Here is an 18,290-nt window from a genome sequence, read left to right on the forward strand (position 1 = left end):
GCTCAGCCCACGGGACGGCCGGCGGCGCCGGTGTCCGCCGCCCGCTTCGGCGGCTCGCCCCGGGCGGCGCGCACCGCGTCCCGGTGCTCACCCATCGAGACCACCATGTCGGTCATGAACCGGTGCACGACCGCCAACTCCTCGTCGCTGAACCCGGCCATCACCTGGTCGGTGCGGCGGCCGAGCGGGTCGAAGAAGCTGCGGGCCAGCTCGGCGCCCTGGTCGGCGTAGCGCAGGAACACCTTGCGCCGGTCGGCGGTGTCGCGGTCGCGCCGGACGTGGCCGGCCCGCTCCAGCCGGTCGATCAGCGCGGTGACCGAACCGGAGGAGAGGTCGAGCCGCTCGCCGAGCCGGCCCGGGGTGATCGGGTCGCCGACCAGCTCGGCGTCCGTCACGGCGAGCAACGCGTCCAGGTCGGTGGCGTTGAGCCCGTGCAGGCCGGCGAACGCGTGTCCGACGTGCTGCGCGGCCACCGAGTAACGCCGCAGGTCGTTGGTGATCTCCGCGATCATCTGCGCGCGCCGGTCGGCCCGCTGCCGGTACCTGCTCTGCGCTGCCACGTCTCGCGGATGCCCCCTGTCCGACCGACTCCCGTCGCAGCATAGAACCTCTGCCGACAATCTCGCCCATCTAGGTTCCGGGCCAACGAGAGTCGGCCCCGGCGGTGCTCCGCCGGGCCCCCGGTCCGTCAGCTCAGTAGCCCAGGCAGACGCACTCGGTCATCAGCGCCCGCACGTTGCGCACGTACTGGGGGTTGGGGATGGCCAGCGGCTCGCCCTCCCGGGCCACCGCGTTATGGCCGTAGTTGTACGCCGAGATGACCGCGTTGAGCAGGCACGAGTTGAGCTGGTCGGTGCAGAGCGAGGCGTCCAGCCGGTAGTCCGACTCGAAGTACATGTCGCCGATGTACTTGGTGAGCCAGGCCAGGTAGTTGGCGCCCAGATAGGCGTTGTCCCGGTACGCGTCGATGTCGTACGACTCGCCGAAGCGCTGGTTCATCCAGTCCGCGGTCGCCGGCATTACCTGCATCAGCCCGATGCCGCCGTCGCAGGCCACGATGTTGGACTGCCAGCCGCTCTCCTGCCAGGCGGTGGCCTTGAGCAGGTTCAGCGGGATCTTGATGTCCGGCGCCGAGGTCGGCCAGTAGGTCTTCGCGGCCGCGTCGGACAGCGCCGACTTCACCTCGCTGCGGGTGGCCTGGGTGCCCCGGTAGGTGGGCTGGCAGCCGCTCGGCGCGGGCTTCGGCGGGGGCGGCGGCACCCTGGTCTCGATCGGCGGCTTCGGCGTGGCCAGCGGGCCGGCGGACGTCCGGCGCGGCTTCGGCTTCGACGTCGGCTTGGTGCTCGGGCGGGGCGTGGCACTGGGGGCGACGCCCATCGCCTCGACCGCCGGCGGCCCCTCGGTCGACTCGTCGGCGGGCGCCTCGACCGGCGCCTCCGTCGGCAGCTCCACCGCCACCTCCCGGGCCGGCCGCTCCTGGCCGCCGCACCCGGTGACGACCCCCGCCAGCACCAGCCCGGCGACCGCCGCCGTGGCCCACCGGCCAGCCCTTCGATGCATCGGACCTCCCCCGTGGTTCGTCCGGCCGCACCCTAGCAGGGGTCGGCGGGCTCCCGGGGGGCCTGGGACGCCGCCCGGGACCGGCGCGGCCGCAGCGGGCCCCGGCGGGACGCCTGCCCGGGCTCCGCTGTGGACGGTCGGTCCACCCCGCCCACCGCCCGGTCCCGGGTGGCCCAGGCGACCACGAACACCGTGACCCAGGCCGCCCCGAGCAGGACGGAGGTGGCGCTGCCGCTGGCCGTGCTCCACCCCAGGTAGAGCCGGGCGCCGCCGACGGCGACCACCCCCGCCAGGGCACCCGTCCACACCGTCACCGCCACCGGCCAGCACGCCCCCCGGGACAGCAGCCAGGCCAGCGTGCCGAAGCTCGCCGTCACCACCGCGTTCTGGGTGGGGAACAGCTCCGTGGCCATCGCCGGGCCACCCGGCCCGGTCAGGTCGGCGACCACGGCCAGCACGACCAGCGGCACGAACGCTCCCGCCGTACCGACCACGCTGAGCGGGTCGGCCCGCCACGGCCGGTGCCGCCAGGCCAGCACCGCCGCGACGACGGCCACCGCAGCGATCAGGAGCGACCCGCGCAGCACCGAAACCACAGCCAGCGCCGCGTCGACCACCCCGGGGGTACGCCGGGCGGCGAACCAGTCCGCGACGAGGCCGTCGAGCACCCCGAGCCCGCTGTGCCGGACCACCGCCTCCAGCACGGCGGCGACGGCCAGCCCGGCGGTGAAGAGCAGCACCAGCCCGGCGGCGAGGCTGAGCAGCAGCGTCCAGGCCGGCCCGAACCGCATGGCGACCAGGAAGAGCAGCACCCCGTACCGGGCGCGCAGCCAGCGGAGCGGGGGCAGGGCGGCCGCCCGGGCGGCCAACGCGCGCGCCGGGTCGGGGTTGCGGCCGAGCCAGCGACCGGCCAGCACCAAGCCGGCCAGGCAGAGCAGCAGGACCAGCACCGCGCCGGTGGCCCGGCCGAGCAGCCGGGAGACCCGCTCGTACGACTCGCCGGCGGCGTAGCCGGCCAGCACGGAGGCGCCGACCCAGCTCACCACCCCGGCCAGGTTCCACGGCGCGAACCGCCGATACGGCAGACCCGCCGCCCCGGCCAGCCGGGGCGCCAGCGTACGGGCGAAGGCCACCCAGCGGGCGGCCAGGACGCCCCGGCCGCCGAGCCGGTCGAGCAGGGAGTCGGCCCGGCGCCACCGCTCGGCGCCGATCCGGGCACCGAGCCCGGAGCCGCGCAGCCGCGGGCCGTACCGCCGGCCGGCGCGGAAGGCGAGTGTGTCTCCGATCACGGCAGCCGCCGTCATGGCCAGCAGCGCCGGAATAATCCGCAGCGTCCCCGCGTAGGCTAAGAAGCCGACCAGCAGCAGGGTCGCCTCGCCGGGCACCAGCAGCCCGAAGATCACCGCGGTCTCCCCCGCCACGATCATCGCGGCGACCAGGTAGATCAGCAGGGACGGCAGGCCCTGCAGCCACGTCAGCAGGTCAGGCATCCGGTTCCCCACGCACGGGGCCAGCATGCCAACCGACAGAACGGTCGGGACAGCAGTTTCGGCAGAGATCCGGGCGATCTCGGGGTGACCCCGAGGCGTCCCCGGCAACCGCAGACAGGAGTATGGAGGGTATGCAGCTTCGCACCGACCTCCGCAACGTCGCCATCATCGCCCACGTCGACCACGGCAAGACGACCCTGGTCGACGCCATGTTGCGGCAGGCCGGCGCCTACGGCGCCCGCGGTGAGGTCACCGAGCGGGTCATGGACTCGATGGACCTCGAGCGGGAAAAGGGCATCACCATCCTGGCCAAGAACACCGGCGTGCGGTACCTGCCGGCGGACGGGTCCGAGGCGGTCACGATCAACATCATCGACACCCCCGGCCACGCCGACTTCGGCGGCGAGGTCGAGCGCGGCCTGACCATGGTCGACGGGGTGGTGCTGCTGGTCGACGCCAGCGAGGGCCCGCTGCCGCAGACCCGGTTCGTGCTCCGCAAGGCGCTGCGCGCCCGGCTGCCGATCATCCTGGTGATCAACAAGGTGGACCGTCCGGACGCCCGGATCAAGGAGGTCGTGGACGACACCTACGAGCTCTTCCTCGACCTGGACGCCGACGAGGAGCAGATCGACTTCCCGATCGTCTACGCCTGCGCCCGCGACGGCATCGCCTCGCTGACCCAGCCGGCCGACGGCGCGGTACCCGACGACAGCCACAACCTGGAGCCGCTGTTCCGCACCCTGCTGGACACCATCCCGGCGCCCGCGTACGAGGAGGAGGCGCCGCTGCAGGCGCACGTCACCAACCTCGACGCCTCGCCGTTCCTCGGCCGGCTGGCGCTGTGCCGGGTGCGGCAGGGCACCATCAGCAAGGGCCAGACGGTGGCCTGGTGCCGCACCGACGGCAGCACCCAGCGGGTGCGCATCTCCGAGCTGCTGATGACCGAGGGCCTGGAGCGCAAGCCGGCCGAGTCGGCCGGCCCGGGCGACATCATCGCCGTCGCCGGCATCCCCGAGATCATGATCGGGGAGACCCTCGCCGACGCGGAGAACGCGACCCCGCTGCCGCTGATCACCGTCGACGAGCCGGCCATCTCGATGACCATCGGCACCAACACCTCGCCGATGGTCGGCCGGGTCAAGGGCGCCAAGGTCACCGCCCGCATGGTCAAGGACCGGCTCGACAAGGAGCTGATCGGCAACGTCTCGCTGCGGGTGCTGCCCACCGAGCGTCCCGACGCCTGGGAGGTGCAGGGCCGCGGCGAGCTGGCGCTGGCCATCCTGGTCGAGCAGATGCGCCGCGAGCAGTACGAGCTGACCGTCGGCAAGCCGCAGGTGGTCACCAAGGAGATCGACGGGAAAACCTGCGAGCCGGTCGAGCGGCTGACCATCGACGCGCCGGAGGAGTACCTGGGCGCGATCACCCAGCTCCTCGCCACCCGCAAGGGCCGGATGGAGCAGCTGGTCAACCACGGCACCGGCTGGATCCGGATGGAATGGCTGGTCCCGGCCCGCGGGCTGATCGGCTTCCGCACCGAGTTCCTCACCGAGACCCGCGGCACCGGCATCCTGCACCACGTCTTCGAGTCGTACGAGCCGTGGTTCGGCGAGCTGCGGACCCGCAACAACGGCTCGCTGGTCGCCGACCGGGCGGGCAGCGTCACCGCGTTCGCGATGACCAACCTCCAGGAGCGCGGTCAGCTCTTCGTCGAACCGGGCACCGAGGTGTTCGAGGGCATGATCGTCGGCGAGAACTCCCGCTCCGACGACATGGACGTCAACATCACCAAGGAGAAGAAGCTCACCAACATGCGGTCGTCGACCGCGGACGAGACCGAGAAGCTGATCCCGCCGCGCAAGCTGTCGCTGGAGCAGGCCCTCGAGTTCTGCCGCGAGGACGAGTGCGTCGAGGTGACGCCGGCCGCGGTCCGTATCCGCAAGGTCGTCCTCGACCAGACCCAGCGGGCCCGCACCGCCGCCCGCCGCAAGCACGCCGGCTGACCCCAGCCCCCGCACCCCCGGAGCCCGGCCCGCCACCCTGGCGGCCGGGCTCCCCCCTTTCCCGGCTCCCCTCCGCGTCAGCTGGGTTTGCTGGCCTGGAAGGCGAGGACGTCGGGGATGGGGGTGGCGCCGGACTCCCGGACGCGGGTGAGAGTGAGGCCGGCGGTGGTGACCGCGTTGAGCAGGTCGGCGAGGGGGACGTGCCAGGCGCCCACCCGGGCCCGCACGCCGCTCGGATTCCAGGCACGGAAGGTGCGCTCCCGGTCGGCGTACCCACCGTCGATGACGATGTGCGCCGGGTCGGAGCGGTCCGCGAACGCGCCGGTGAAGCAGGGGTGCACGCCGGCGTGGACGAAGCGGCCGCCGGGGACGAGGACCCGGGCGGCCTCCCTGATCACCGCCGGGTAGTCCGGCAGGTCGGTGTGCCCGAGCACGCAGGTGACGGCGGGCACGCTCGCGTCGGCGACCGGAAGCCGCGTCGCGTCGCCCCGGGCCACCGGCAGCCGGGTACGGGCGTACCGCAGTTGCCCGCCGGAGAGGTCGACCCCGACCGGGTCCCAGCCCAGCCGGCGCAGTGCGGCGGCGTGCACCCCGGTGCCGCAGCACAGGTCGAGACAGCGGCCAGGCCCGGTGCCGAGCAGGTCGGCGAGCTGCCGACGCACCCGGTCCATGTAGTCGGCGGAGGTGTCGGAGGCGTACTCCTCGTACCAGTCGGCGATGGCGTCGTACCCGGCGGTCGTCATCTGCGCACGCTAGACCGACCACCGGCCGGGCCGCAGCCCCGCCCGGTGATCCGCTACGGTCACCGGCATGACCTGGGAGGATCTCGACGCGCACCTCGACAAGGTGCCGGGCACCGTCTCCGCGTACGTGGGGCGGCTGGGCGCCCGGCCCACCTGGATCCGGCAGCCCGACGCCACCCACTACGCGGCGAGCACCATGAAGGTCGCCGTGCTGGTGGCACTGCACCGCGCCGCCGAGGCCGGCCGGCTCGACCTGGACCGGCCGATCCCGGTGCGCAACGCGTTCGACTCCGCGCTGCCCGGCGCCGACCGGTATGCCAACGCGCAGCACTACGACAACGACGACGCGGTCTGGGAGCGGGTCGGGGGCACGGCGTCGCCGCGCTGGCTCGCCCAGCGGATGATCGTCCGGTCCAGCAACCTGGCCACCAACGTCCTCATCGGTCAGGTCGGGCTGCCGGCCGCGGCCGAGGCGTGGGCGCTGGCCGGGGCGCGGCACAGCGTCACCGGCCGGGGCATCGAGGACTTCGCCGCCCGGGAGGCGGGCATCGACAACCTGGTCACCGCCGCCGACCTGGCCGCCCTGCTCGGTGAGCTGGCGCTCGGCGCGCGGCGGCCGGGCCCGCTCGCCTCCCCGGCCGGCTGCGCGTCCATGCTGGACGTCCTCTTCGCCCAGGAGCACCGCGAGGACCTCGCCGCCGGCCTGCCCGAGGGCACCCGGATCGCGCACAAGAACGGCTGGGTACGCGGGGTCCGGCACGGGGCCGGGGTGGTCTTCCCGGACGACGCCCCGCCGTACGTGATCGTCGTCTGCACCACCACCGATCTGGCCGACGGCGGCCCGAGCGGCGAGGAGGTCGAGGATGACGCCTGCCGCCTGATCGCGGACGTCTCCGCCCGGGTCTGGGAGTCCCGGCACGCCCTGGCCGGCTGACGCCCGCCGCCGGCCGGCGGCGGACTCACTCCAGCAGGTGCGCGCGCAGCGCGGCGACCGTCTCGTCGGTCACCCCCAACCCGTCCCGCAGGTACGCCCCGAACGACCCGTGCACCCGCCGCACCTCGTCGTACGCGGCGTCCAGGTACTCCGGCCGCACCTCCAGCAGCGGGCGCGCGGTCGCCGGGTCCAGGTCCGGCTGCTGCCGGGTCATCGCGGCGAGCAGCACCTCGCGCAGGCTCTCGGTCAGCTCGTTGTGCCGCAGGTAGTCGGCCCGGATCGCGGCCTCGTCCACCCCGAGCGCGGTGAGCAGCACCGCCGACAGCCAGCCGGTGCGGTCCTTGCCGGCCGAGCAGTGGAACAACAGCGGCAGGTTCCCCGCCTCGGCGGCCAGCCGGACCGCCGCCCCGAACCCGGCCCGCGCCGACTCCCCGGTGACGAACCACCGGTAGATCGCGCACATCGCCGCCGGCATGCCCTCCCGGGCCAGCTCCTCGTAGGCGGCCAGGTCGTGGCCGAGCAGCACCGCCGAGACGTAGGTGAACACCGGGTGGGCCGGGTCGTACACCGGCAGGTGCACCACCCGGGGCTCGCCGATCAGGCGGTCCGGCGGGGCGACCTGCTGCTCGGCGCCGTGCCGCAGGTCCACCACGCAGGCGGGCGCCAGCTTGCCCAGCACCGGCAGGTCGTCGTCGGTGAGCCGGCCCAGCGCGGCGGTGCGGATCAACCGGCCGGCGCGTACCCGCCGCCCGTCCGCCGCGGGCAGCCCGCCCAGGTCGCGGGCGTTCGGCGCCCCCACGAGTGCCCAGTCCCGTCCCAGCATCGGCCCTCCCCTGTCGCCGGCCACCTGCGTATAGGGTGCCGCACATGACGATCGCCGCGGTACGCACCCACCGGCTCTCCGCCCCCTTACACACCCCGTTCGTCACCGCGCTGCGCCGCACCACCACCGTGGACACCCTGGTCGTCGAGGTGGTGGACCGCGACGGGCGGTCCGGATTCGGCGAGGCCCCGCAGGTCTGGCAGGTCACCGGCGCGTCGATCGCCGGCGCCGAGGCGTGCGTCCGGGACCTGCTGGCACCCGCGCTGACCGGCCGGAACGCCGACGACCTGCAGGCCCGCTGCGCCGAGGTGCGCCGCGCGGTGGTCGGCAACGAGTCCGCCAAGGCCGCCGTCGACGTCGCCCTGCACGACCTGGCCGCGCGGCGGCTCGGCGTACCCCTGGTGCGGCTGCTCGGCGGCACCACGCTGCGCGTCCCGACGGACGTCACGCTGGCCGCCGGCGACGCGCTCGACCTGGCCGCCGCGGCGAAGCAGCGCCGGGCGGAGGGCTTCACCGTACTCAAGCTGAAGGTCGGCACCGACGCCCGCGGCGACCTGGACCGGGTCCGCGCGGTCCGCGCCGCGGTCGGCCCGGAGGTGCGCATCCGGCTGGACGCCAACCAGGGCTGGACGCCGCGCGAGGCGGTCCGGGTGATCCGCGGCATCGAGGACGCCGGGCTCGACGTCGAGCTGGTCGAGCAGCCGGTCCACCGCCGGGACCTGGACGGGCTGGCCTGGGTCAGCGACCGGGTGGACCTGCCGATCCTCGCCGACGAGTCGGTCTTCGACCTGCGCGACCTGGTGGAGGTCATCCGCCGCCGGGCCGCCGACATGGTGAACGTCAAGTTGGCCAAGAGCGGTGGCCTGCACACCGCCCGGGCGCTGCTCGACCTGGCCGCCGCCCAGGGGATGGGCACCATCGTCGGCTCGATGATGGAGAGCCCGGTGGGCGTGGGCGCCGCGGCCAGCCTGGTCGCCGCGTACGGCACCAGCGCCGTCTCCGACCTCGACGCCGCCTGGTGGCTCGCTCGATCGCCGGTCGCCGGCGGCATCCGGTACGACGGCGCGGAGGTGGTGCTGCCGGACTCCCCGGGACTCGGCATCGCCACCGTGGGTGAAGCAAAGGTTCAGACCCACGGTTGAGTGCCGTTGGAATTTTTCATAGGGTCGAACCGGAGAACCGCGAGCTGGGGGTGGACGTGGAGCTGCAACCGGGCCACGAGGCCGTCGTCCGGGTCCCGGTGGCGACCCTCTGGACCGCTCCGGAGGCGGTCCGCACGATCGACCGGGCCGCCCTGGCCGACACGCCGGACATCGCCGCCTGGGTCGCCGGCATGGGCCGTGACGAGCAGGTCGGCGAGTGTGTGCTCAGCCAACTGCTGCTCGGTGAGCGGGTGCTCGTCACCGAGCTGCGCGCGGACGGCTGGGCGCAGATCGTCGCCCTGGAGCAGCCCGCCGCCAAGCTCGACCCCCGGGGCTACCCCGGCTGGCTGCCCGCCGCCCAGCTCACCGCCCCGCCGGAGGCCGGTCCGTCGGCCGCCCCGCTGGTGGTGGACGCCACGCTCACCGCGCTGCGCGCCGCTCCGGACGGCCCGGTGGCCCTGCCCGGGGTGGTCCTCAGCACCCGCCTCGCGTCGGCGGGCCGGCCGGTGGACGGGTGGCGGCCGGTGCACGTACCCGGCCGGGCCGACCCGCTCTGGGCGCCCGAAGGCGACCTCGTCCCGCTGCCCACCGCGCGGCCGGAGGCCAAGGAGGTGCTGGCCGTGGCCGAGCGGCTGCACGACCTGGTCTACGTCTGGGGCGGGCACTCCAGCCACGGCATCGACTGCTCCGGCCTGGTGCGCACGGCCTGGCGGCGGTACGGGGTGACGCTGCCCCGGGACGCCGCCGACCAGGCCGAGGTGGGCAGCGAGGTGGCGCTGGGCGACGAACGCCCCGGCGACCTCTACTTCTTCGCCCGACCCGGCCGCCCGATCCACCACGTCGGCATCGTCAGCACTGAGCCGCACGGCGACGTCCGGCGGATGTTGCACGCCGACTACGTCAAGCGCCGGGTGCTGGAGGAGCGGCTGCCCCCGGACCGCGAGGTCACCCTGGTCGGCGCGCGCCGAGTCTGACCGGTACGCGAAAAGGGGCGCTCCCGACCGCGGGAGCGCCCCTTTCTCCGTGGGTCCGGTCACCGCCGGGCGTCGGCCAGCTCGCGGCGCCGGTCGCGCGACGACTTGACCAGGCTGGCCGCGGTGGCGACCGCCAGGGTGCCCAGGATGACGACCAGGGACAGCCAGATCGGGATGTGCGGGGCCCAGGCCACGTGCTCGCCGCCGTTGACGAACGGCAGGTTGTTGTCGGCGAGCGCCTCCAGGACCAGCTTCACGCCGATGAAGCCGAGCACCACGGCCAGGCCGTAGCTGAGGTAGATCAGCCGGTCCAGCAGGCCGCCCAGCAGGAAGTAGAGCTGCCGGAGGCCCATCAGCGCGAAGACGTTCGCGGTGAAGACGAGGTACGGCTGCTGGGTGATGCCGAAGATCGCCGGGATCGAGTCGAGCGCGAAGATCAGGTCGGTGGTGCCGATCGCGATCATCACGATCAGCATCGGGGTGAACAGCCGACGGCCGTTCTCGTGGGTGGTCATCCGCGCCCCGTCGAAGTCCCGGGACAGCGGCAGCGCCTTGCGGCTCCACCGGATCAGCACATTCTCGCTGAACTCGTTCTCGTCCGGTTCGCCCTGCCGGGCCAGGTTGACCGCCGTGTAGATCAGGAACGCGCCGAAGATGTAGAAGACCCAGGAGAACTGGGAGATCAGCGCGGCGCCGGCGGCGATGAACCCGCCCCGCATCACCAACGCCAGCAGGATGCCGATGAGCAGCACCTTCTGCTGGTACCTCCGGGGCACCGCGAAGCGGGCCATGATGATCACGAAGACGAAGAGGTTGTCCACCGAGAGGCTGTACTCGGTGAGCCAGCCGGTGTAGAACTGGCCCGCCACGCTGGGCCCCGAGGTGAGCCAGAGCCCCGCGCCGAAGAGCAGCGCCAGCGCGACATAGAACCCGACCCAGAGGCTCGACTCACGGACGCTGGGCTCGTGCGGGCGACGACCGATGATGAACAGGTCGACAAGCAGGACCGCCGTCAGCGCGACGAGAGTCCCGGCCCACACCATTCCGGACACGTTCAATGCAATCCTCCGGCAGACACACAGCGTCGGGCACACCGTACGCCTGGTGAGCGGCCGGGGTGCGTCGACGCTGACTCTGGTGACTGTCGGAGGTCTCTTCCGCCACCGACCCGGGGGCGGGTCACTGGCCAACGGAGCCGGGTCGTGCCACCGGGGGGCCGGCGCTCTTCCGTGCTGACGACTCCGTCGCGGGGGAATACTCCCCTCCTCGGCCGCCATTCTTCACCATCAGGCCCGCTCAGCGCATCTCCGGGGCCCGGATTGATGGTGGGATCACTTTCCCGTCGTGACCGGACGCTCCCCGCGCAGCGCGTCCTAGGAGGCTAGGTGGACGGGTTGGCCGCCGGCCAGCCGGCCTGGGCGGTCCGACCGCAGGCCCGACCTCAGGCGGGGAGCACGGGATCGGCGAACTGCCAGCCCGCGGCCAGCAGGGCGTCGCAGGCGGCCACCGCCGTCGCCAGCCGCGCCTCGTGCCGCCCGCGCAGCTCCACCACCGGCACCCCGCAACCGGCCAGCTCCGCACGGAACCGCCCGGTCATCCACGCCCGCAGGTGCTCCCCGTCGCGGAGCCCGTCGTCGGCGAAGGGCACCCCCTCGTGGTCGGTCAACAGGTACAGCGCCGGCTGGCCGGCGGCCGCCCGGACCTGCGCGGAGCACGAGCCGAGGTAGCGCTCCTCCCAGACCGCGGTGGCCCGGGCGTCGGTGTCGCAGAACAGCAGCGGGCCGCTCACCCGGGCCGCCGCGTCCTCGGCCGCCTGCTGCTCGCGCACCACCTCGGCGAAGTCCGCCCGGTCCCAGGCGACGTCGAAGACGGTCGCCTCCGGCCGCCGGCGCCGCAGCGCGGCGAGCTTGCGCGCGGTCAGCTCGCGGCCGTACTCCGGGACCCACGGCGTGCGGTAGTGGGCGGCGAGCGCCCCGGCCATGGTGGTGGTGCCGGTGGACTCCGCGCCCACCACCACGACCCGGCGGACCAGCCAGGCGCGCACCGGCGGGCTCAGCCAGCGCCAGTGCGCCACCGGGTCGGCCCGCACCGCCGTGCCGGAGACCGGGACTCCGCACCGGTCCAGGTCCACGCAGACCGACACCCCGTCGAAGCGGCGGGCCAACTCCTCCCCGTACGCCTCCGACGAGAAGACCGCGTCCACCGGCTCCCCGCCGAGCGCGTCCCGGAACACCGCGCAGTGCAGGTCCCAGGCCGCCGGGTCGGCGTAGTCGACCTGGTGGTCGTCGTACCGGCCGACGATCCTGACCCAGGGGGTGGCGGCGTGCGCCTCGCGCAGCCAGTCGACCCGGTCGGCCAGCGGGATCGACTCCCGGCGCGACGGGGCGACCACCACGGTGACCGCCGCGCAGCGGGCCGCGGCCGCCTCGATCAGCGCGTGGTGCCCGGCGTGCGGCGGGTAGAACTTCCCGACCACCATCCCGTGCCGGAACTCCGGCCGGCGCTCCCCCGGGCCGGTCGGCGGCACCCCCGCACCGCTCACGCGGCCACCGGGGCCGGGCCGGCCGGCACCGGCGTTGCCGCCGACCGCCGGCGCAGGTCCGCCCGCCACTCCCGCAGCCCGACCACGCAGAGCGTCAGGAAGATCAGGTACAACCCGCCGGTCAGCCAGAGTCCCTTGTAGGCGTAGAGCGGGATGTAGATCAGGTCGGCGGCGATCCAGAGCCACCAGCTCTCCACCAGCTTGCGGGTCTGTCCGTACGTGGCCAGCAGCGACAGCGCGGTGGTGACCGCGTCGGCGAGCGGCACGGTGGAGTCGGTGGCCCGGTCCAGCAACGCCCACAGCCCGGCGGTGAGCAGCACGCCGGCGACGCCGAGTGCCCACCACTCCCGCCGACCGGTACGCGCCACGGTGAGCCGGCTGCGCCGCTCCCCGCCGTAGCGCCACGCCCACCAGCCGTAGAGGCCGAGGACGACGTAGACGATCTGGAGGCCGGCATCGGCGTACAGGCCGGCGGTCCAGAAGAGCAACATGAGCAGCAGCACGTTGGCGATGCCGATCGGCCAGTTGGCGATGTGCTGCCGGGCCACCAGCCATACGTTGACCACGCCGGTGGCGAAGCCGAGCAGCTCGGCCCAGGTGGTGGCGGTCCCGGCGACGGTGAACGCCGTGGCGGTGAGCCAGTCGAGCATGAGTTCCTCCCCCGGGTATCCGCGCCCACCCTAGAGGGGGTGCGACGGGACGGAACAGCCCCCGGGGCGGACCATCCGCGGCCGGCGTGCGAGGCTTCGCAGCATGGTTCTTGAGGTCGCGCAGATCGACGTGACGCCCGGGCACGAGGACGACTTCGCCGCCGCGTACGCGCAGGCGCGCCCGATCCTCGTCGGCAGCGAGGGCTGCCGCTCGGTGCGGATGACCCGGGGCGTGGAGTCGCCGTCCCGGTTCGTGCTGCTGGTGGAATGGGACTCGGTCGAGGCGCACGACGTCAACTTCCGGCAGAGCGAGCGCTTCCAGCAGTGGCGCGCGCTGATCGGTCCGCACTTCGCCGGCCCGCCGCTGGTCGAGCACTTCGTCGACGTGCCCGCCTGAACTGTCGTACCGCTGACATAGCGTGCCCCCGACGCGCCGGCCGCCGATCCCGACGGACATCGGGGGCGCCGGGCCCGGCGGCCGGCGCGCGGGCTAATCCTGTTGCGGTGTGCCCGGTTGCCCGGTTTGCTGCCGATCATGGATCGGGTCGCCCCGGTGGCCGGCGTGAGCCGGCGGATCGGGATCGGCGCGGCGGTCGCCCGCGCGCTGGGCGGCGGCCAGCGGCACCGCTGATCCGTGGGATGCCCTGCCGGGCTCAGCGCGGCCCGGGGACCGGGGCGTCGTGGGGCTCGCGCGGCCGGGGCACGGCCGCCGGCCCGAGCCGGCCGGCCAGCAGCTCGGCCGACTCGTCCGCCGGCAGCGCCGCCGCCAGCAGCCAGCAGCCAGCAGCCAGCAGCCAGTCGATCATCCGCTCGTACCGGTCGATGTCGGCCGCGCCGACCAGCCGCAGGTCGGTGGTCAGGGTCTCCACCAGCACGGTCCGCGGATCCATCGGATCCGGGTACGCGTAGTAGGAGAAGGCGGCCAACGGATGGACCCCGCCCGGGGCGGCGTCGCGAGCCAGCAGCCGGACGGTGACGTTCGGCCGCTCGGTGAGCGCGACCAGGTGCCGCAGCTGGTCCCGCCACACGTCGGTCGGGGGGCCGCCAGGCTCGCAGACCCGCTCGTCGAGCAGGGCGGGTCCGGCCGCCCGAACACCTGCTGGCGCACCGCGCGGGCCCGTACGTCGGCCGCCACGTCCACGTCGTCGCAGAGCAGCGCCCCGGCGGTCACCCGCAGCCGGGTGTACTCCGGGGTCTGGAGCAGCCCCGGCACCACGGCGGGTTGGTGCTCGACGATGCGGGCGGCGCCCGCCTCCAGCTCGGCGTACGCCCGCTGCCGCCCCCATCTCACCCAGCGCCTTGGACCAGCCGCGACCGGCGGCGGCGTCGCGGGCGATGACGACCAGCTCGTCCCGCTGGCCGGGCGGCACCCCGTAGACGTCGAGCAGGTCGAGCACGTCGGCCAGGTCGGGCCGGCTCTGGCCCAACTCGATGCGGGACAGCTTGGACGTGGACGCCCAGCCGAGCCGGTCGCAGACCTGCACGAGGGTGAGCGACTCCCGGTGGCGCAGCCGGCGCAGCTCCGCGCCGAGCCGCACCCGCCGGACGACAGGACCTGCTGACAACGGCATGCGCGCCTCCCACCGACGGAGGGTACGCACGACCGTCACTGAGGGCAATACCTCGCTCGCTCAGTGCGATCGACGCCGGCGACCGCGTCTCGTCGACGGCCGCCCGCGACGGATGTCGCCCCTCAGGGCCGGTACGTGCCGAACGACCAGACCAGCCCGGCCAGGTCCCGGGCCACGTAGTCGCGGGAGCCGTGGTCGGTGTCGAAGGGCGGCCGGACGATCTCCGCACCGGCCGCCCGGGCGCGCTCGTGGTGCCGGTCGACATCGTCCACGACCACGTAGACGCGGTAGTCGTCGTCGGCCGGCCGGGACGCGGGGGCAGGCCCGGTGCCGAGCATGACCAGGTCGTCGCCGTAGCCGAGCTGCGCGTGCCGCACCACGCCGTCCGGGCCCGCGTGCACCTCGTGCACGGTGAAGTCGAACGCGGACCGGAGGAAGTCGATGGCGGCGTGGGCGTCGGGGTACCGGAGGACCGGGTAGATGTTTCCCATGCCCCGAGTCTGCCGGCGGGCCGCTCAGCCGGGATTGGACGAATGTGACCCCGGGTGGGCCAGGGCCGCCGGGGTCGCCCCGGCGAACTCCCGGAACTCCCGGATCAGGTGCGACTGGTCGTAGTAGCCGCAGCGGGCCGCCAGCTCGGCCCAGCCCGGCCCGTCGGTCTCGATGTGCCCCGCCCCGCCGGCCGGCGCCGTGATCAGCTCCCGGCCCAGCGTGGCGTACGCCCGCTGGAAGCGCAGCAGCCGCGCCACGGTCTTCGGCGGCAGGCCGAACTCCCGCCGGAACACCACCGCGAGGTGCCGCCGGCTCCAGCCGATCTCGTCGGCCAGCGCGCCGACGCCGACCCCGCCCCCGCTGCCGTCGAGCAGCCGCCAGGCGCGCAGCATCCGCCGGTCGACTGGACCGGCCAGGGCCAGCCGGGCGGCGAGGGCCGCGTCGAGCCGGGCGAACCGCCCCGGCCAGTCGGGCAGGCCGGCCAACTCGTCGCGGAGCCGGTCCAGCCAGCGGCCGAGCCGGTCCACCGGCACCGCGCGGTTGGCCAGCTCATCGAGGGGCAGCCCGAGCAGCCGGCGGGCGGCCGGCGGCGTCAGCAGCACCTGCACCCCGGCGCCCGCACCGATCGTCCGCGTCGCGCAGTACGCGTCGAAGGGCCCGGCCACGAACGCGTTCACCCCGTACGCGCTCCGCTCGGCGGCCCGCGCGTCGGTGACGTCGAGCGGGGCGCCCCAGCCGAGGATCAGCACCACGAAGGCGCCGGCCACCTCCCGGCGCACCAGCGGGCGGGCCGTGTGCTCCCGGTAGCCGAGGTAACGGTCCACGTACGGGCGCAGCCGCGGGTCGGGGAGGCCGACGACCGCCTCGGTCAGCATGTCGTCCACCCCGCTGCGCGACCCGTCACTTCACGCCGGCGGCGTCCATCCCGCGCAGTTCCTTCTTGAGGTCGGCGACCTCATCCCGGATCCGGGCCGCCAGCTCGAACTGCAGCTCCCGCGCGGCGGCGAGCATCTGGTCGTTGAGCTCCTGGATGAGGTTGGCCAGGTCGGCCCGGGCCATCCCCTCCCGGGACGGGGTGGCCGCGCCGCCCCGACCGCGGCTGCGGGTCTCCTTGACCGGGGCCTTGCCCCGGGACAGCTGCCGGGCGGCCCCGCCGATCCGGGTGTTCTCGGTGTCCTCCGCCTCGCGGTAGATGCCGTCGAGGATGTCGTGGATCTTCTTGCGCAGCGGCTCCGGGCTGATCCCGTGCGCCTCGTTGTGCGCGATCTGCTTGGCCCGGCGCCGGTCGGTCTCCTCGATCGCGTCCGCCATCGACGGGGTGATCTTGTCGGCGTACATGTGGACCTGGCCGGAGACGTTACGGGCGGCCCGGCCGATGGTCTGGATGAGCGACCGGCCGCTGCGCAGGAAGCCCTCCTTGTCGGCGTCGAGGATCGCCACCAGGGAGACCTCGGGCAGGTCGAGACCCTCGCGGAGCAGGTTGATGCCGACCAGCACGTCGTAGTCGCCCTTGCGCAGCTCGCGCAGCAGCTCCACCCGGCGCAGGGTGTCGACCTCGGAGTGCAGGTAGCGCACCCGGATGCCGTTCTCCAGGAGGTAGTCCGACAGGTCCTCGGCCATCTTCTTGGTCAGCGTGGTGACCAGCACCCGCTCGTCCCGCTCGGTGCGCAGCTTGATCTCGTGCATCAGGTCGTCGATCTGGCCCTTGGTGGGCTTGACGACGACCTCCGGGTCGATCAGGCCGGTGGGGCGGATCACCTGCTCGACGAACTCGCCCTGAGCCTGCTCCTGCTCCCACGGGCCCGGGGTGGCGGAGAGGAAGACCATCTGGCCGACCCGCTCCAGGAACTCGTCGAAGCGCAGCGGCCGGTTGTCGGCCGCGCTGGGCAGCCGGAAGCCGTGGTCGATCAGCATCCGCTTACGGGACGCGTCGCCCTCGTACATGCCGCCGATCTGCGGGATCGTCACGTGCGACTCGTCGACGACGGTGAGGAAGTCGTCGGGGAAGTAGTCGAGGAGGCAGTGCGGCGGGCTGCCGGGCAGCCGGCCGTCGATGTGCATCGAGTAGTTCTCGATGCCGGAGCAGAAGCCGACCTGCCGCATCATCTCGATGTCGTAGGTGGTGCGCATCCGCAGCCGCTGCGCCTCCAGCAGCTTGCCCTGCCGCTCCAGCTCGGCCAGCCGCTCGCCCAGCTCGGTCTCGATGTCGCGGATCGCCCGCTCCATCCGCTCCGGGCCGGCCGCGTAGTGCGTGGCCGGGAAGATCATCAGCTGGTCGACCTCGCGGACCACGTCCCCGGTCAGCGGGTTGAGGTAGTAGAGCTTCTCGATCTCGTCACCGAACAGCTCGATCCGGACAGCCAGCTCCTCGTAGGCCGGGATGATCTCCAGCGTGTCGCCACGGACCCGGAAGGTGCCCCGCTGGAACGCCATGTCGTTGCGGGTGTACTGGATGTCGACCAGGCGCCGGAGCAGCTGGTCGCGGTCGAGCTCCTGCCCGACGGCGACCCGGACCGCGCGGTCCAGGTATTCCTCCGGGGTGCCCAGGCCGTAGATCGCCGAGACGGTCGCCACCACGATCACGTCGCGACGGGTGAGCAGCGACATGGTCGCCGAGTGCCGCAGCCGCTCGACCTCCTCGTTGATCGAGGAGTCCTTCTCGATGTAGGTGTCGGTCTGCGGGATGTATGCCTCGGGCTGGTAGTAGTCGTAGTAGGAGACGAAGTACTCCACCGCGTTGTGCGGGAGCAGCTCGCCGAACTCCTTGGCCAGCTGGGCGGCGAGGGTCTTGTTGGGCGCGAGCACCAGGGTGGGCCGTTGCAGCCGCTCGACCAGCCACGCCGTGGTGGCGCTCTTGCCGGTGCCGGTCGCGCCGAGCAGCACCGTGTTACGGTCGCCGCGCCGGACGCGACGCTCAAGCTCGTCGATGGCCGCCGGCTGGTCGCCGGCCGGCTGGAAATCGCTGACGACCTGGAAGCGGCCGTCGAGCCGGGGAATGTCGAGCGCCATGCCGTCAACGGTACGCCCGCGGTCCGACACTTCCGGCCCGACCACGGAGGGTCCGTGATCGGCTTCGATATTCCCATTGTGTGCCAGATCTCACCCGGCTAGGCTCCTACCGTAGGCCGCTCGCGGCGGCCGACCGGGCCGGTGGCCGCCCTTCCGGGGCCCAGGCCGCCCCCGGCACCGGGGTCGCAGCACCCGGGACGACCGGCGTGCGCACCCGAGGTGGTCGCGCTGGAGGCGCAGACCGGCCGCCGCGAGCGCCCTGCTCGTCACCCGATCCCGGCCGCCGCGTTCTCCACTCGTGGAGACCTCCCCCGGACACCCTTCCCGCGACCCGGCTTCGCCGAAGAGCCCGGTCGCCGG

The 18,290-nt window shown here is 73.7% G+C and carries 16 protein-coding genes and 1 pseudogene; 5 read left to right on the forward strand and 12 right to left on the reverse strand.

Going from position 1 to position 18,290, the window contains the following annotated elements:
- Nucleotides 1-2 precede the first annotated feature (2 nt).
- From ACFYOS_RS09065 to ACFYOS_RS09075, 3 genes are all read right to left on the reverse strand, one after another.
- On the reverse strand, nucleotides 3-560 hold the full coding sequence (locus ACFYOS_RS09065; protein WP_387137380.1) for a MarR family winged helix-turn-helix transcriptional regulator: 558 nt from the start codon (nucleotides 558-560) through the stop codon (nucleotides 3-5).
- A 133-nt stretch (nucleotides 561-693) separates the two neighbouring features.
- Complete coding sequence (locus tag ACFYOS_RS09070) at nucleotides 694-1,560, reverse strand: transglycosylase SLT domain-containing protein (protein WP_387137383.1); 867 nt, start codon at nucleotides 1,558-1,560, stop codon at nucleotides 694-696.
- Nucleotides 1,561-1,592: 32 nt separating this feature from the next.
- Nucleotides 1,593-3,050, reverse strand: coding sequence for a DedA family protein (locus tag ACFYOS_RS09075; protein WP_387137386.1), 1,458 nt, complete (start codon nucleotides 3,048-3,050; stop codon nucleotides 1,593-1,595).
- A 131-nt stretch (nucleotides 3,051-3,181) separates the two neighbouring features.
- Between ACFYOS_RS09075 and typA the strand changes: the two genes are divergently transcribed.
- The gene (typA, locus tag ACFYOS_RS09080; protein WP_387137389.1) at nucleotides 3,182-5,050 is read left to right on the forward strand and encodes a translational GTPase TypA; all 1,869 of its coding nucleotides are present in this window, start codon (nucleotides 3,182-3,184) and stop codon (nucleotides 5,048-5,050) included.
- A gap of 77 nt (nucleotides 5,051-5,127) precedes the next feature.
- Here the strand turns inward: typA and ACFYOS_RS09085 are convergent, their stop codons facing one another.
- Nucleotides 5,128-5,793, reverse strand: a complete 666-nt coding sequence (locus tag ACFYOS_RS09085) for a class I SAM-dependent methyltransferase (protein WP_387137392.1) — start codon at nucleotides 5,791-5,793, stop codon at nucleotides 5,128-5,130.
- Between the two features lie 67 nt (nucleotides 5,794-5,860).
- Between ACFYOS_RS09085 and ACFYOS_RS09090 the strand changes: the two genes are divergently transcribed.
- Nucleotides 5,861-6,727: a serine hydrolase gene (locus ACFYOS_RS09090; protein ID WP_387137395.1), complete on the forward strand. Its 867-nt coding sequence runs from the start codon at nucleotides 5,861-5,863 to the stop codon at nucleotides 6,725-6,727.
- A 25-nt stretch (nucleotides 6,728-6,752) separates the two neighbouring features.
- Here the strand turns inward: ACFYOS_RS09090 and ACFYOS_RS09095 are convergent, their stop codons facing one another.
- Nucleotides 6,753-7,550, reverse strand: a complete 798-nt coding sequence (locus ACFYOS_RS09095; RefSeq protein WP_387137398.1) for a tyrosine-protein phosphatase — start codon at nucleotides 7,548-7,550, stop codon at nucleotides 6,753-6,755.
- Between the two features lie 44 nt (nucleotides 7,551-7,594).
- On the opposite strand from ACFYOS_RS09095, the gene ACFYOS_RS09100 reads away from it, so the two are divergent.
- Nucleotides 7,595-8,692: a mandelate racemase/muconate lactonizing enzyme family protein gene (locus ACFYOS_RS09100; RefSeq protein WP_387137400.1), complete on the forward strand. Its 1,098-nt coding sequence runs from the start codon at nucleotides 7,595-7,597 to the stop codon at nucleotides 8,690-8,692.
- Nucleotides 8,689-9,666, forward strand: a complete 978-nt coding sequence (locus tag ACFYOS_RS09105; RefSeq protein WP_387137402.1) for an NlpC/P60 family protein — start codon at nucleotides 8,689-8,691, stop codon at nucleotides 9,664-9,666. The genes ACFYOS_RS09100 and ACFYOS_RS09105 overlap by 4 nt, the downstream gene beginning before the upstream one ends.
- Before the next feature lie 59 nt (nucleotides 9,667-9,725).
- On the opposite strand, the gene ACFYOS_RS09110 is transcribed toward ACFYOS_RS09105, so the two are convergent.
- The 3 genes from ACFYOS_RS09110 to pnuC all read right to left on the reverse strand — a co-directional run bounded on the left by ACFYOS_RS09110 (nucleotide 9,726) and on the right by pnuC (nucleotide 12,858).
- Nucleotides 9,726-10,724: a TerC family protein gene (locus tag ACFYOS_RS09110; protein ID WP_387137405.1), complete on the reverse strand. Its 999-nt coding sequence runs from the start codon at nucleotides 10,722-10,724 to the stop codon at nucleotides 9,726-9,728.
- 383 nt (nucleotides 10,725-11,107) lie between these two features.
- Nucleotides 11,108-12,208 (reverse strand): AAA family ATPase, encoded by a 1,101-nt coding sequence (locus tag ACFYOS_RS09115; protein WP_387137408.1) that lies wholly within the window; start codon nucleotides 12,206-12,208, stop codon nucleotides 11,108-11,110.
- Nucleotides 12,205-12,858 carry a nicotinamide riboside transporter PnuC gene (gene pnuC, locus ACFYOS_RS09120; RefSeq protein WP_387137411.1) on the reverse strand — a complete coding sequence of 218 codons (654 nt, stop codon included), beginning with the start codon at nucleotides 12,856-12,858 and terminating at the stop codon, nucleotides 12,205-12,207. The genes ACFYOS_RS09115 and pnuC overlap by 4 nt, the downstream gene beginning before the upstream one ends.
- A gap of 103 nt (nucleotides 12,859-12,961) precedes the next feature.
- Here pnuC and ACFYOS_RS09125 point away from each other — a divergent pair, with 103 nt between their 5' ends.
- Entirely contained in the window at nucleotides 12,962-13,255 is a 294-nt protein-coding gene (locus ACFYOS_RS09125) for an antibiotic biosynthesis monooxygenase family protein (RefSeq protein ID WP_387137414.1), read from the forward strand.
- Between the two features lie 256 nt (nucleotides 13,256-13,511).
- Here ACFYOS_RS09125 and ACFYOS_RS09130 read toward each other — a convergent pair.
- The 4 genes and pseudogenes from ACFYOS_RS09130 to uvrB all read right to left on the reverse strand — a co-directional run bounded on the left by ACFYOS_RS09130 (nucleotide 13,512) and on the right by uvrB (nucleotide 17,930).
- A pseudogene (locus tag ACFYOS_RS09130) lies at nucleotides 13,512-14,429 on the reverse strand (helix-turn-helix domain-containing protein).
- Nucleotides 14,430-14,551: 122 nt separating this feature from the next.
- The gene (locus tag ACFYOS_RS09135) at nucleotides 14,552-14,920 is read right to left on the reverse strand and encodes a VOC family protein (protein ID WP_387137417.1); all 369 of its coding nucleotides are present in this window, start codon (nucleotides 14,918-14,920) and stop codon (nucleotides 14,552-14,554) included.
- Nucleotides 14,921-14,944: 24 nt separating this feature from the next.
- On the reverse strand, nucleotides 14,945-15,796 hold the full coding sequence (locus ACFYOS_RS09140; protein ID WP_387137420.1) for a helix-turn-helix domain-containing protein: 852 nt from the start codon (nucleotides 15,794-15,796) through the stop codon (nucleotides 14,945-14,947).
- Nucleotides 15,797-15,821: 25 nt separating this feature from the next.
- On the reverse strand, nucleotides 15,822-17,930 hold the full coding sequence (gene uvrB, locus ACFYOS_RS09145) for an excinuclease ABC subunit UvrB (RefSeq protein ID WP_387137422.1): 2,109 nt from the start codon (nucleotides 17,928-17,930) through the stop codon (nucleotides 15,822-15,824).
- Nucleotides 17,931-18,290 lie beyond the last annotated feature (360 nt).

It is taken from the genome of Micromonospora sp. NPDC005806 (assembly GCF_042871425.1).
Classification (GTDB): domain Bacteria; phylum Actinomycetota; class Actinomycetes; order Mycobacteriales; family Micromonosporaceae; genus Micromonospora.

What these genes read in the sequence shown, in the direction of transcription:
- ACFYOS_RS09070 (WP_387137383.1), bottom strand. Translation starts at nt 1,560, where the DNA reads ATGCATCGAAGGGCTGGCCGGTGGGCCACGGCGGCGGTCGCCGGGCTG.
- ACFYOS_RS09075 (WP_387137386.1), bottom strand. Translation starts at nt 3,050, where the DNA reads ATGCCTGACCTGCTGACGTGGCTGCAGGGCCTGCCGTCCCTGCTGATC.
- typA (WP_387137389.1), top strand. Translation starts at nt 3,182, where the DNA reads ATGCAGCTTCGCACCGACCTCCGCAACGTCGCCATCATCGCCCACGTC.
- ACFYOS_RS09085 (WP_387137392.1), bottom strand. Translation starts at nt 5,793, where the DNA reads ATGACGACCGCCGGGTACGACGCCATCGCCGACTGGTACGAGGAGTAC.
- ACFYOS_RS09090 (WP_387137395.1), top strand. Translation starts at nt 5,861, where the DNA reads ATGACCTGGGAGGATCTCGACGCGCACCTCGACAAGGTGCCGGGCACC.
- ACFYOS_RS09095 (WP_387137398.1), bottom strand. Translation starts at nt 7,550, where the DNA reads ATGCTGGGACGGGACTGGGCACTCGTGGGGGCGCCGAACGCCCGCGAC.
- ACFYOS_RS09100 (WP_387137400.1), top strand. Translation starts at nt 7,595, where the DNA reads ATGACGATCGCCGCGGTACGCACCCACCGGCTCTCCGCCCCCTTACAC.
- pnuC (WP_387137411.1), bottom strand. Translation starts at nt 12,858, where the DNA reads ATGCTCGACTGGCTCACCGCCACGGCGTTCACCGTCGCCGGGACCGCC.
- ACFYOS_RS09125 (WP_387137414.1), top strand. Translation starts at nt 12,962, where the DNA reads ATGGTTCTTGAGGTCGCGCAGATCGACGTGACGCCCGGGCACGAGGAC.
- ACFYOS_RS09135 (WP_387137417.1), bottom strand. Translation starts at nt 14,920, where the DNA reads ATGGGAAACATCTACCCGGTCCTCCGGTACCCCGACGCCCACGCCGCC.
- ACFYOS_RS09140 (WP_387137420.1), bottom strand. Translation starts at nt 15,796, where the DNA reads ATGCTGACCGAGGCGGTCGTCGGCCTCCCCGACCCGCGGCTGCGCCCG.
- uvrB (WP_387137422.1), bottom strand. Translation starts at nt 17,930, where the DNA reads ATGGCGCTCGACATTCCCCGGCTCGACGGCCGCTTCCAGGTCGTCAGC.